We start from the raw sequence: 12,349 nt of genomic DNA, 5'->3' as shown, positions 1-12,349 counted from the left end.
CCGTGTTGCCGACGGCGATCGCGATGGGGAAGAACCACATGGGCACCATCGCGGGGAAGTTGAAGGGGCTGATGATGCCGACCACGCCGAGCGCCTGCTTGATGGAGAACACATCCACACCGGTGGAGGCGTTCTCGGTGAAGTCGCCCTTGCAGATGCTTGGGAACCCGGTTGCGAGTTCCACGACCTCGAGGCCCCGCTGGATCTCGCCGGCCGCGTCGGACACGACCTTGCCGTGCTCGGACGTGATGATCTTCGCGAGCTCGAGCTTCCGCTCGTTCAGCAGCTCACGGAACTTGAAGATGATGTTCTGGCGCTTCGCGATCGAGGTGTTGGACCAACCGGGGAACGCGGCCTTCGCCGCGGCGATCGCTGCGTTGATCTCGGCGTCGTCGGCGAGAGCGACGTTGCCCGTCGCGGTGCCGAGGGCGGGGTTGAAGACCGGCGAGGTGCGCGCCGGCGCGGTGGTCGAGTAAGCGCCGTCGATCCAGTGCTGGATCGTGGGCAGAGCAGTGTCAGTCATTGATCTTCCTTCGCTGTGGTGCACCGGGTTGGGAGCGGCGCGAGTGGATGCGGCAGCTGCCGCGACGTGAGGGTGTCGGTGTTCCGAGCTCAGCTCGGGGTGTGCACGAGGCGCGCGGCCGTGTCCACGGCCGCCGAGACGTCGCCGTCTGCGGGGTAGAGGAGCGTGCGGCCGACGACGAGGCCGCGAACCCCGGGGAGGGCGAGGGCGTCGGCCCACCTGGCGTAGACCGCCTCCTGGTCGCCGTTCGGCTCTCCGCCGAGCAGCAGCGTCGGCATGGTCGTCGCCGCCATCACGCGCTCCATCTCGGGGACGACGGGCAGCTTCATCCAGGTCGACCCTGAGCTGTTGCCGAGACCCGAGGCGATGGCGATCGAGGTGATGACGGCGTCCGCCGAGAGGTCGTTGACGATCCGCCCGTCCTTCCACTCGCTCATGAACGGCTCGAGCATGATCGGAAGGGACGCCGCCGCCGCGTCGTCGACGGCACGGGCGTTCGCCTCGAGCGTCGAGACCGTGCCTGCGTCGGAGAGGTTCACCCGGAGGAGGGTCTTCGCGAAGTCGATGCCGTCGCGCACCATCGAGTCGATGTCGTAGCCGGTGAAGCGGTCGTCCATCTCGAAGCTCGCGCCTCGGAGTCCACCGCGGTTCATGGAGCCGACGATGAGCTTGTCGTCGAGCACTCCGAGCAGGGCGAGGTCGTCGATGATGTCCGGCGTGCCGAGCACGCCATCGACACCTGGCCGGGAGAGCGCGAGCGCGAGGCGGTCGAGCAGGTCATAGCGGTCGGCCATGGCCATGGCGTCGTCGCGGACGCCGAGGGCGCCACGAGCCGGGTGGTCGGCCGCCACGAAGAAGAGCCGGCGGTCTTCGGGGAGCAGCGACGAACGGCGCTTGCGGCCGGCCAGCGCTTCCCTGAGGGCGGCTGGGCCGTCGGCGCGCGCGTCGCGGAGCTTGTCGAACGCGGCTTCGTCGAGGATCCGGTACGTCTCAGGCAAGGGAGTTCTCCTTCAGGATCTCGTCGACCTCCGCCGTCGATGGCATGGCGGTCGAGCACTCGAGTCGCGAGGCCACGATGGCTCCGGCGACGTTCGCGAAGCGCAGGATGTGCTCGAGGTCCCAGCCGGCGATGAGGCCCTTGCAGAACGCGCCGCCGAAGCTGTCGCCGGCTCCGAGGCCGTTGATGACGTCGACGAAGTGCGTCGGCACCTCGATGGATCCTTCGCGGGTCTTGGCGAGCACACCCCGTGGCCCCTGCTTGACGACCGCGATGTCCACTCCTCGCTCGAGGAGCGCATCCGCTGCCCGCTGGGGCTCGGTCTCGCCGACGGCGACCTCGCACTCCTCCTTGTTGCCGATGGCGATCGTCGACTGCGCGAGGATCGGCTCGATGGCGGCCGTCGCGGTCGCGGCATCCGGCCAGAACATGGCGCGGTAGTCGAGGTCGAGGATGGTGTGGTCGCGGCGAGCGCGGGCGGCGAACGCGGCGTGGTGCGCAGCCCGGCTCGGCTCCTCGGAGAGGCCGGTGACGGTGGCCCAGAAGATCTTGGCGTCGCGGATCGCGTCGAGGTCGAGCGTCTCAGCCTCGATGTTGAGATCCGGCGCCTTGGGCTGACGGTAGAAGTACAGCGGGAAGTCGTCTGGCGGGAAGATCTCGCAGAACGTGACTGGCGTGGCGAGCGAGTCGTCGCGCGTCACGAAGTCGCTCTTCACGCCCAGGCGCTCGAGCTCCCGCACGATGTAGCGGCCGAAGGGGTCGTCACCCGTGCGGGTGATGACCGCCGAGTTCAGGCCGTGCTTGGCGCCTGCGACTGCGACGTTCGTCGCGCTGCCGCCGAGGAACTTCCCGAACGTGGAGACATCCTCGAGCCCGACACCGGTCTGGAGAGGGTAGATGTCGACGCCAACACGGCCGAGCGTGATGAGGTCGAACGCTGACGTAGCTGTTGTAGTGGTCATACGGCTCTGTACAACTTTCGGTCCGATGGTGAACGAGGACGAGAGTCAGCATACACCTATTGTCCTGACAAAGTAACAAAGTCGTGCGTTCGGACCGAACGGCTGATCTCCGCCCGCGGTTCGGCGGGTGTCAGGCCTTGAGTTCCTCGATGAGCGAGTCGACGACGGGGACAAGCGCGCCGTCGTGCGCCTCCGCCACGCGCCGCTGCCGGTCGCTCGACGAGCCGCTCTCGATGATCTCGGCGATCACCGCGAGCTCCCGCGTGCATCCGAGGTCCTCGGCGACCCGCAGGTACTCGCCCTCGATGCGCTCGGCCAGCACCTCCGTCACGGGGCGCTCGTTGCCGTGCGCGTCCTCGATGATGATCGCGTCGAGGCCGTAGCGCGCCGCTCTCCACTTGTTCTCGCGCACGAACCACGACGGGAGGCGATCCGTGTCCCTGCCGGCGTCGAGCTCCCGAGACGCGTGCTCGACGATGACGTGGTTGAGCGCGACCATGGCTCCGAGCTCGCGGAGGTTCGTCGCCCCGTCCGAGATGCGGATCTCCACCGTGCCCCACTGCGCAGAGGGGCGCACGTCCCAGCGCAGCTCCTGCACCTCGTCGACGATGCCCGTGTGGAGCACGTCGTGGGCGACTCGCTCGTAGTCCTCCCACGTCTCCATCTCCGGCGGGAGACCGCCCGTCGGGAGCTGCTGGAAGATCATCGTGCGGTGGGAGCTGAAGGTCGTGTCCTCGCCCTGCCAGTACGGGCTGGATGCGGAGAGCGCGAGCATGAGGGGGTAGTTGGCGAGCGCGGCCCGCATGATCGCGGGCACCTTCCGGCAGTCCTCGATCCCGATGTGGGTGTGCACGCCCCAGATCGCGAGCTGCCCGCCCCAGCGCCCGGAGCGCTCGGCGACCATGCGGTAGCGCTCGCCGGGGGACCGCTGCTGCTCGCGCCACTTCGAGAACGGATGCGTGCCGGAGCCGATGACCGCCGCACCAGCCTCGTCCGCGGCAGTCAGCAGGGAGTCCCTCAAGTCGCGCAGCTCGTCGACGGCCGCTCCCGCCGAACGGTGCACCCCCGACACGAGCTCGACGGTGTTCGTCAGGAACTCCTTCGTGAACCGCTCGTCGCCGAGGCGGTCGATGAGCTCTGGAGCGATGCCGGTCAGCTCGCGCGACGCAGCGTCGACGATACCGAGCTCCCATTCGACGCCGAGTGTCGAACGCTCTGATGAGGCGAAACGCATGGTTGAAGCGTAGACGCACCAGTGGTCGCGGCGTGTCTGCATTGCGGGGTATTCCGAATCCGCCGCAAGATAGGAGGAGTCGGGCGACGGCAGACGCCGCCCGCGAAGCGGAGGCCCTCATGCGCTACTCGGATGCACTCTCGGAGCTCGCCACAACGGGTGCGCAGGACTTCGTTCCGTACGTCATCGGGGCTGTTCTGCTCGTGCTCCTCGGCGGCATCGTGCTCTTCTTCGTCCAGCGCCGACAGCGCGCAGCGGAACGCTCGAACGACTGGGCCGATGACCGCGACGGCCGCGGGACATCGAGCGATGATTCTGCGGTTGGCTAACTGGCCGAGAATCTGCCAAACTAGGCAGTTGAGCCTCGCGGGCTCGACCCTCTAATCCGGCCCGCGGTTCACCATTGAGCTCTGCCGAGTGTGCCCCACGCCCTCCGGCTGTCGTTCGCCGATACACACACCATCAGGAGACACGTGGCTGTCAAAATTCGTCTGAAGCGCCTGGGCAAGATCCGGGCACCCTACTACCGCATCGTCGTCGCCGACTCGCGCACCAAGCGCGACGGTCGCGTCATCGAGGAGATCGGCAAGTACCACCCCACCGAGAGCCCCTCGTTCATCGAGGTCAACTCGGAGCGTGCACAGTACTGGCTGAGCGTCGGCGCACAGGCCTCCGAGGCCGTCGTCGTGCTCCTCAAGCTCACGGGCGACTGGGGCAAGTTCACGGGCGAAGGCTCGACCGAGAACCAGGTCAAGGCGCCTGAGGGCAAGGTCCCCTTCGTTGCAGAGGCCGGCAAGAAGCCTGTCCTGCGCCCCAAGGCTGAGCCCAAGGCAGCTCCGGCCGCCGAAGAGGTCACCGAAGAAGCAGCGACCGAAGAGGTCGAGGCCTAGTCATGCTCGCTTCCGCGCTGGAACATCTCGTCAAGGGAATCGTCGATCACCCCGACGATGTCCGCGTGGACCGCAGCACGGCTGCGCGCGGCGAGGTCCTCGAAGTGCGCGTGCACTCCGAGGACCTCGGCCGCGTCATCGGTCGCTCCGGCCGCACCGCCAAGGCGCTGCGCACCGTCGTGACCGCGCTTGCCGACGGCCGCCGAGTTCGCGTCGACGTAGTTGACGACTGAGGTGGCAGGCAAGAAGAAGGGCATCACCCAGCTCCGTGTCGGTCGCCTCACCAAGGCCCACGGACTGAAGGGTGCCATCAAGCTCGAGCTCTTCACCGATGAGCCCGACCGGCGCTTCGTGCCGGGCGCGAGCTTCAGCCTCCAGGTGCCGACCGACAGCGAGTGGCACGGCAAGAGCCTGGAACTGCACGAACTCCGCTGGTACAACGGGCACCCCGTCGGCTTCTTCGTCGGCATCGCCGACCGAACGGCCGCGGAGAGCCTCGCGAAGGCCATCCTCTGGGTCGACTCCAACGACGCCGAAGAGCTCGAGGACGACGCCTGGTACGACCACCAGCTCGTCGGTCTCGACGTGCGGCGCGACGGCACGTCCGTCGGCCAGGTCATCCGCGTCGAGCACTTCCCAGCCCAGGACCTCCTCGTCGTCAAGACCGAGGACGCGGAGGTGCTCGTCCCACTCGTGAAGGCCATCGTCGCCGAGGTCGACCTCGAGGCCGGCACCGTCAGCATCACCCCGCCCAACGGCCTCTTCGAAGAGGTCGATGAGGCGCAGGTCGAAGCAGAGGCGCCCGCCGCCGAGCCCAAGGCTGACGCCGAATAGCCTCGTCCCCTCATCTGCGTTCTGCGCGCCCGCACTTAGCTGCGGGCGCGCATCCGCTTAAGCTGGAGCCCATGCGCGTCGACATCGTCACGATCTTCCCCGAGTTCTTCCAGGTGCTCGACGTCTCTCTGCTCGGCAAGGCGCGGCAGGACGGCATCATCGATGTTCGTGTGCACGACCTGCGCGATGCGACGACCGACCGGCACCGCACGGTCGACGACACCCCGTACGGCGGGGGCGCCGGCATGGTCATGAAGCCGGAGCCGTGGGGGCAGACGATCGACGCCATCCTGGGCGATGCTGCGCGTGATCGGGGTGCCTCGGAGCTCGCCGTCGCCGACGACGCCGAGGATGCTCGACCGCTTATCGTCTTCCCGTCGCCAGCCGGGACGGTCTTCACGCAGGCGACTGCGAGGCGCTACGCGCTCGAGCCGCACATCGTCTTCGGCTGCGGTCGCTACGAGGGCATCGACCAGCGCGTCTTCGACGACACCGCCGAGCGTGCCAGGGTCGAGCTCGTCAGCCTCGGCGACTACGTGCTCAACGGGGGAGAGGTCGCCGTGACCGCCATGATCGAGGCGTTCGGTCGGCTCGTGCCAGGCGTCGTCGGCAACCCGGAGTCGCTCGTCGAGGAGTCGCACGAGGACGGCCTGCTCGAATACCCGAGCTACACGAAGCCAGCGCTCTGGCGAGGCCGCGAGGTCCCCGACGTGCTGCTGAGCGGCCACCACGCGAAGATCGCCGCGTGGCGCCGCGAGCAGCAGCTCGAGCGCACGCGCCGCGTCCGCCCCGAGCTGCTCCCGCCCGAACTCCGCTAGCCGCCGCCAGCTAGCTGCGCGCGGTGAGGATGATCGGGTCGCCGTCCGTGATGACGACCGTGTGCTCGCTGTGCGCGCCCCGCGAGCCGTCCGCGCTTCGGAGGGTCCAGCCGTCGGCATCCTGGACGAGCTTGTCCGTCGTCTCGAGCAGCCAGGGCTCGAGTGCCAGCACGAGGCCCGGCTTGAGCGGCATGCCGCGGTTCGCGCGTCCGCGGTTGGGGACGCTCGGCTCCTGGTGCATGGTTCGGCCGACCCCGTGGCCACCGAACTCGACGTTGACCGGGTAGCCGGCATTCTTCGCGACCTGGCCGATGGCGTGTGAGATGTCCCCGAGCTTGTTGCCGGGGCGAGCGGCCTCGATGGCCGCCTCGAGTGCCACCTCGGTGGTGTCGATGAGGCGCAGGTCGGCCTCGCGGGGCGTGCCCACGACCACCGTGATCGCCGAGTCGCTGACCCAGCCGTCGACGGCGACGGCGAAGTCGAGCGTGAGGACGTCGCCGTCCTTGAGCGAGTAGTCGTGCGGGAGTCCGTGGAGGACGGCGTCGTTGACCGACGTGCAGATGACCTTGCCGAACGGCGAGGCGCCGAAGGAGGGGTGGTAGTCGATGTAGCAGCTCTTCGCGCCGCGCTTCGTGATGAGCTCGTGGGCTCTGGCATCGAGCTCGAGGAGGTTCGTGCCGACCGCGGCGCTCTGCGAGAGCTCGCTGAGGACCTCCGCGACGAAGCGCCCCGCGGGTCGCATCTCTTCGATTTCGTTCTGGGTGCGCAGCTCGATCATCCGCCAATCGTACCGGCGCTCGTGCCATGAGCGAACGTCTCTGCCTCCGCTCGGGATCCTCCCGTAGCGTTGCATCATGGGCATCGGCCGTCTCGTTTACCGCGCACTCCTCCCCGCTGCGCTCTTCCTCGCAGCCTGGCAGTTCGTGGGCTGGCTCATCCTGGGTGCGCCGGTTGGGCGCCTCTTCGTCTTCGGCTTCGCGGGTCTCGCGGCCGTCGCGGGGCTGCTCATCCTCTCCGCGAACTTCTGGCTCCGGCCGGACATCCGGGAGAGCAAGGCCCTGCCAGCGCGCGACCTGCCGCTCATCATCGTGCCGTGGCTGCTCTGGGCGGCCGGCGCCGTGGTTCCGGATGCGCCAGGCCTCTGGGTGCTCGCCGCCGCGTTCCTGTCCATGGTGGTCGCAGGCTCCATCGCGCGTCGCCGGCTCACCGCCGTGGTCCAGGAACGCCTCGCCGCTGCGCAGGCGGCCGGCCCGCAGGCGAACCCGTTCGGCCTCTTCGGCACGATGCCGGGGATGGCGGGGCCCGGAACGCCGGGAAACAGGACGCCGACGTCGGGGCCCGGGGGCGCCTCCGGGCCGGATGCCGGCAAGATCATCACGCTCGACGCCGAACCGGACGACGAACGCCGCTGAGCTGGCCCGCTCTCGCATTGCGGGGGCAACGTCGGCATGGTTTACTGGATCCTTGTGCCGCGGCTCGACTCTGCCACAGGGGACGAGAGCACTTCGCGATGCACGCCAACCTCTTCACTGACCTTCGCAGCCGACCTGTGGCGACTGCAGAGAGCGAAATCATGACCAACGTTATCGATGTCATCGACGCAGCATCGCTGCGCAGCGATGTCCCAGACTTCCGCCCCGGCGACACCGTCAAGGTGCACGTGAACATCGTCGAAGGCACGCGCTCGCGCGTCCAGGTCTTCCAGGGTGTTGTCATCGCACGTCAGGGCGCCGGCGTCCGCGAGACCTTCACGGTCCGCAAGGTCAGCTTCCAGGTGGGCGTCGAGCGCACGTTCCCCGTGCACACCCCGGTCATCGAGAAGATCGAGATCGTCTCCCGCGGCGCCGTGCGTCGCGCGAAGCTCTACTACCTGCGTGGACGTCGTGGCAAGGCTGCGAAGATCCGTGAGAAGCGCGACAACTAAGCTTCAAGCAGTAGGCGAATGGCTCCCCAACGCGGGAGCCATTCGTGTCGTTCCACACACTGACTGAGGGTTCCGCCACCGCGGACCGACCGCGAGGGGGAGCCATGGGCGACGCGAGTGACCGCGACCTCCGCGCCCCGTCCCACGGCAGACCGCCCCATGAGGGGCGGCACCGCCTCGGGCGAGCCGCACGGCCCGCTGGGCTCGGTTCCTCCGCGATCGCAGACGCGCCCATCCACGCCACCGGGCTCATCGCCGACGACGAGCCGGTTCCGGCGCCCAGTCGTGGTCTCGGCAAGGCCATGCTCTCGTTCGCGCGCGACCTGGTCATCGTCGCTGTCCTCGCGATCGTCATGTCGATGCTCATCAAGACGTTCCTGCTCCGACCCTTCTACATCCCCTCGGCATCGATGAACGACACCCTCGTCGTCGAGGACCGAGTGCTCGTGAACCTGCTGGTCCCAGATCTGGTCGGCATCGAGCGCGGCGACATCGTCGTGTTCGAGGACCCGGGCGGATGGCTGCCCGTGGTCACGCCACCCGCCAAGTCGGGCTCGCAGGCGGCCGTCGATGGCGCGCTCGAGTTCGTCGGGCTGAAGCCCGAGGAGACGAGCAACCACCTCATCAAGCGCGTCATCGGGCTGCCTGGCGACGTCGTCTCCTGCTGCAACGAGTACGGGCAGGTGCTCATCAACGGGCTGCCGATCGGCGAGCCGTACCTGCTGCTCCAGGACGGTCAGGCCGCATCCGGAATGACGTTCGAGGTGACCGTGCCGGAAGGCCACCTGTGGGTCATGGGCGACAACCGCTACAACTCCGAGGACTCCCGCTACCACCAGGACGAGCCAGGGGGCGGCTTCGTGCCCGTCGACGACGTCGTCGGCAAGGCGTTCCTGCTCAACTGGCCGCTCGACAGGTTCACGTTCCTCGGGAACTACCCAGAGGTCTTCGATCGCGTGCCCGAGCGGACGGACCAGGAGTGACCCCACCGGTCGACCCGACGCTCGAACTCGAACGCGAGCTGCTGCTCACCGCCCCGGTCGTCATCGGCGTCGACGAGGTCGGGCGCGGCGCGATCGCCGGCCCGGTCGCGGTGGGCGCGTGTGCCATCGACGTCAGACGGATCGAGCTCACGGCGCCCGCTGGTGTGCGCGACTCGAAGCTGCTGAGCGCGAAGCGCCGACTCGAGGCGCGCGCTGGCATCGAGGCGTGGGCGATGGGCGTCGGCGTCGGCTACGCGAGCGCCATCGAGATCGACGAACGCGGCATCACGGCCTGCCTCGGGGCGGCCGCCAAGAGGGCCCTCGCCGAGCTGCACGCGATCGGGGTGCCGGTCGCGGATGCGGTGGTGCTGCTGGACGGCTCGCACGACTGGCTCTCTCCGTGCCTCTCGACGCCGCTGCGCGTCGTGGTGCGACCGAAAGCCGACCGCGACTGCACCTCAGTGGCCGCGGCCTCTGTGATCGCGAAGCTCGAGCGCGACGCCCTCATGGTCTCGGCTGCGGAAGCGCATCCCGAGTACCTGTGGGAGTCGAACAAGGGATACGGCAGCGCGGCCCACCTCGCGGCGATCGCGGCGACGGGTCCGAGCGAGCTCCACCGGCACACGTGGCTTCGGGCCGCGACCCCCTAGACTGGGCGGATCATGGACGACGAGAATTTCGACGATTACGAGCGCGAGCAGGAGCTCTCCCTGTTTCGCGAGTACCGCGACGTCGCGGGGCAGTTCAAGTACGTGATCGAGACCGAACGCCGCTTCTACCTCGCGAACAGCGTGGACCTGGTCAGGCGCGACACCGAGCACGACTTCTACTTCGAGCTCACGATGAAAGACGTTTGGGTCTGGGACATCTACCGCTCCGACCGCTTCGTGAAGCAGGTTCGAGTGCTGACGTTCAAGGACGTCAACGTCGAGGAGACCGGTTCGAAGGAGTTCGAGCTCCCCAAGGAGCTCGCACTCGACGAGTAGCGCGGACGGGCTCCGGAGGGCACTCGTGCTCGAGCGGACGCGACGCGCCGCCTGAACGCCGATGTCGGTGGTTCGTGGGAGCCTCATGGGGTGACAGACACGACGATTCCCGAGGCCACCGCATCCGCCGCAACCCAGATCCTCCGGGCCCTGGTCGGCCGAGACGACGCAGTCTTCCACGACGGGCAGCTCGAGGCGATCTCGGCGATCGTCGATGAGCGGAGGCGAGTCCTCGTCGTGCAGCGCACGGGCTGGGGCAAATCGGCCGTCTACTTCATCGCGAGCCTCATGCTGCGCGCCAGGGGAGCGGGCCCGACCATCCTCATCTCGCCGCTGCTCGCGCTCATGCGCGACCAGGTGGAGGCCGCGAGCCGGGCGGGTGTCCGCGCCGTGTCGATGTCGTCGGCGAACGCGCACGAGTGGGCGAGCATCCGCGAGCAGCTGGCGGCCGACGAGATCGACGTGCTGCTCGTCTCGCCCGAGCGGCTCAACAACCCCGAGTTCAGAGACACGCAGCTGCCCGAGCTCTTGGCACGCACGGGCCTCGTCGTGGTCGACGAGGCGCACTGCATCTCCGACTGGGGCCATGACTTCCGCCCCGACTACCGACGCATCGCGTCGCTGATCTCCGGTCTGGGCGCCGACATCCCCGTGCTCGCGACGACCGCGACCGCGAACGAGCGCGTGGTGCACGACATCGAGGAGCAGCTCGGCCGCAGCGGCATCCTGACCATCCGCGGCCCGCTCGCCCGTGCGAGCCTGCGCCTCGGCGTGCTGCGGCTCGGCAACGCCCGTGAGCGACTCGCCTGGCTGCTGCAGCACCTCGACGAGCTCCCGGGGTCCGGCATCATCTACACCCTCACCGTGGCTGGCGCCGAAGACACATCAGCGGCGCTCCGCGAGGCGGGCATCCACGCGCCCGCGTACACGGGCAAGACCGACCCAGACGAGCGCGAGCGCCTCGAGGGCGCGCTCAAGCGCAACGAGGTCAAGGCGCTCGTCGCGACGAGTGCGCTCGGCATGGGCTTCGACAAGCCCGACCTGGGTTTCGTGGTGCACCTCGGCGCACCGTCGTCACCTGTGGCCTACTACCAGCAGGTGGGCCGTGCCGGGCGATCAAGCGCCTCCGCCGACGTGCTGCTCCTGCCAGGTGAGGAGGACCGTGCCATCTGGGAGTACTTCGCGACGGTCTCCATGCCAGACGAGGAGCGCGCCCAGGCGGTACTCGGCGCGCTCGGAGGTTCGCCCAGGTCGACGGTCGCGCTCGAGTCTGCGGTCGACCTCCGCCGGTCGCGCCTCGAGCTGCTGCTGAAGGTGCTCGATGTCGACGGCGCCGTGCGGCGCGAGCAGGGCGGCTGGGTCTCCACCGGGCAGGCGTGGAGCTACGACGGCGACCGCTACTCGCGCATCGCCGCGGCCCGGTCCGCGGAGGCACAGGCCATGATCGACTACGAGCGCACCGACGGCTGCCGCATGGAGTTCCTGCAGCGACAGCTCGACGACTCGACTGCCGCCCCGTGCGGGCGCTGCGACAACTGCGCGGGCATCTGGTTCGACTCGACGACAGACGCGGCGGTGCAGGCGCGGGCCGGTGCCGCGCTCGACCGTGTCGGCGCCGACATCGCACCGCGACGCCAATGGCCGAGCGGCATGGCGAGCCTCGGCGTCGACCTCAAGGGGCGCATCCCGAAAGAGCAGCAGGCGGCCGAGGGGCGTGTGCTCGCGCGGCTCAGCGACCTCGGCTGGGGTGGGCCGCTGCGCGAGCTGTTCGCTGCTGCCGGTCCGGAGACGACCGTGACGGGGCCGCTCCTGCAGGCGTGCATCCGCATCCTCTCCGAGTGGAAGTGGGACGCGCGCCCGCAGGCCGTTGCTTTCGTCCCATCGCGCTCGAGGCCCAGGTTGAGCGCGTCGCTTGCCGAGGGCATCGCGGAGGCGGGCCGTTTACCGCTTCTCGGCTCCCTGGACCTGGTCCGCGGCGGGCCGGCCGGTCAGCCTGGAGGGAACAGCGCGTTCCGGCTCTCGAACGTCGAGGGCCGGTTCTCGGCAGGCTCGCTTGAGGTCCCGGCGGGTCCGGTGCTCCTCATCGATGACTTCGTCGACAGCGGCTGGACGATGACGGTGTGCGCGCGCGAGCTTCTTCTCGCCGGGGCGAGCGCCGTGCTGCCGCTGGCGCTCGCGCAGAAGGGCTAGCGGTGGAA

16 protein-coding genes are annotated in these 12,349 nt (G+C 68.8%); 11 read left to right on the top strand and 5 right to left on the bottom strand.

The genetic code is table 11. The features are described 5' to 3' along the window. The 4 genes from ABVF28_RS02830 to ABVF28_RS02815 all read right to left on the bottom strand — a co-directional run. Positions 1 to 523 (bottom strand): aldehyde dehydrogenase family protein (locus ABVF28_RS02830; RefSeq protein WP_371029406.1); only part of this gene is annotated, 523 nt, incomplete at its 3' end. Positions 524 to 612: 89 nt separating this feature from the next. Next, complete coding sequence (locus tag ABVF28_RS02825; protein ID WP_371029405.1) at positions 613 to 1,521, bottom strand: deoxyribose-phosphate aldolase; 909 nt, start codon at positions 1,519 to 1,521, stop codon at positions 613 to 615. Beyond that, a complete protein-coding gene (gene iolC, locus ABVF28_RS02820) occupies positions 1,514 to 2,482 on the bottom strand; it encodes a 5-dehydro-2-deoxygluconokinase (protein WP_104253205.1) in 969 nt (322 codons plus the stop codon). The genes ABVF28_RS02825 and iolC overlap by 8 nt, the downstream gene beginning before the upstream one ends. A gap of 130 nt (positions 2,483 to 2,612) precedes the next feature. Then, the gene (locus ABVF28_RS02815; protein WP_371029404.1) at positions 2,613 to 3,716 is read right to left on the bottom strand and encodes a glutamate--cysteine ligase; all 1,104 of its coding nucleotides are present in this window, start codon (positions 3,714 to 3,716) and stop codon (positions 2,613 to 2,615) included. A 119-nt stretch (positions 3,717 to 3,835) separates the two neighbouring features. Here ABVF28_RS02815 and ABVF28_RS02810 point away from each other — a divergent pair, with 119 nt between their 5' ends. The 5 genes from ABVF28_RS02810 to trmD all read left to right on the top strand — a co-directional run bounded on the left by ABVF28_RS02810 (position 3,836) and on the right by trmD (position 6,258). Further along, positions 3,836 to 4,045: an LPXTG cell wall anchor domain-containing protein gene (locus ABVF28_RS02810; RefSeq protein WP_371029403.1), complete on the top strand. Its 210-nt coding sequence runs from the start codon at positions 3,836 to 3,838 to the stop codon at positions 4,043 to 4,045. A 144-nt stretch (positions 4,046 to 4,189) separates the two neighbouring features. After that, positions 4,190 to 4,606 (top strand): 30S ribosomal protein S16, encoded by a 417-nt coding sequence (gene rpsP, locus ABVF28_RS02805; protein ID WP_211891683.1) that lies wholly within the window; start codon positions 4,190 to 4,192, stop codon positions 4,604 to 4,606. 2 nt (positions 4,607 to 4,608) lie between these two features. Beyond that, positions 4,609 to 4,839: an RNA-binding protein gene (locus tag ABVF28_RS02800; protein ID WP_068484100.1), complete on the top strand. Its 231-nt coding sequence runs from the start codon at positions 4,609 to 4,611 to the stop codon at positions 4,837 to 4,839. 1 nt (position 4,840) lies between these two features. Continuing rightward, on the top strand, positions 4,841 to 5,440 hold the full coding sequence (rimM, locus tag ABVF28_RS02795) for a ribosome maturation factor RimM (RefSeq protein WP_104311334.1): 600 nt from the start codon (positions 4,841 to 4,843) through the stop codon (positions 5,438 to 5,440). Positions 5,441 to 5,511: 71 nt separating this feature from the next. After that, complete coding sequence (trmD, locus tag ABVF28_RS02790; protein WP_371029402.1) at positions 5,512 to 6,258, top strand: tRNA (guanosine(37)-N1)-methyltransferase TrmD; 747 nt, start codon at positions 5,512 to 5,514, stop codon at positions 6,256 to 6,258. Positions 6,259 to 6,268: 10 nt separating this feature from the next. On the opposite strand, the gene map is transcribed toward trmD, so the two are convergent. Beyond that, complete coding sequence (map, locus tag ABVF28_RS02785) at positions 6,269 to 7,036, bottom strand: type I methionyl aminopeptidase (RefSeq protein ID WP_104311336.1); 768 nt, start codon at positions 7,034 to 7,036, stop codon at positions 6,269 to 6,271. Between the two features lie 76 nt (positions 7,037 to 7,112). Here map and ABVF28_RS02780 point away from each other — a divergent pair, with 76 nt between their 5' ends. The 6 genes from ABVF28_RS02780 to ABVF28_RS02755 all read left to right on the top strand — a co-directional run bounded on the left by ABVF28_RS02780 (position 7,113) and on the right by ABVF28_RS02755 (position 12,341). Further along, positions 7,113 to 7,670 carry a hypothetical protein gene (locus ABVF28_RS02780; RefSeq protein WP_371029401.1) on the top strand — a complete coding sequence of 186 codons (558 nt, stop codon included), beginning with the start codon at positions 7,113 to 7,115 and terminating at the stop codon, positions 7,668 to 7,670. 161 nt (positions 7,671 to 7,831) lie between these two features. Then, on the top strand, positions 7,832 to 8,182 hold the full coding sequence (gene rplS / locus ABVF28_RS02775; protein ID WP_068484112.1) for a 50S ribosomal protein L19: 351 nt from the start codon (positions 7,832 to 7,834) through the stop codon (positions 8,180 to 8,182). Between the two features lie 104 nt (positions 8,183 to 8,286). Beyond that, complete coding sequence (gene lepB, locus ABVF28_RS02770) at positions 8,287 to 9,165, top strand: signal peptidase I (RefSeq protein WP_371029400.1); 879 nt, start codon at positions 8,287 to 8,289, stop codon at positions 9,163 to 9,165. Beyond that, complete coding sequence (locus ABVF28_RS02765; protein ID WP_258068050.1) at positions 9,162 to 9,815, top strand: ribonuclease HII; 654 nt, start codon at positions 9,162 to 9,164, stop codon at positions 9,813 to 9,815. Before lepB ends, ABVF28_RS02765 begins: the two co-directional genes overlap by 4 nt. Positions 9,816 to 9,827: 12 nt before the next feature. Further along, positions 9,828 to 10,151, top strand: a complete 324-nt coding sequence (locus ABVF28_RS02760) for a DUF2469 family protein (protein ID WP_068484088.1) — start codon at positions 9,828 to 9,830, stop codon at positions 10,149 to 10,151. A 90-nt stretch (positions 10,152 to 10,241) separates the two neighbouring features. Beyond that, positions 10,242 to 12,341, top strand: coding sequence for a RecQ family ATP-dependent DNA helicase (locus ABVF28_RS02755; RefSeq protein ID WP_371029399.1), 2,100 nt, complete (start codon positions 10,242 to 10,244; stop codon positions 12,339 to 12,341). The last annotated feature ends 8 nt before the right edge of the window (positions 12,342 to 12,349 follow it).

The organism is Pseudoclavibacter sp. JSM 162008, assembly GCF_041366455.1.
Classification (GTDB): Bacteria; Actinomycetota; Actinomycetes; order Actinomycetales; family Microbacteriaceae; genus Pseudoclavibacter.
This window is presented reverse-complemented; position numbering and strand designations above follow the sequence as displayed.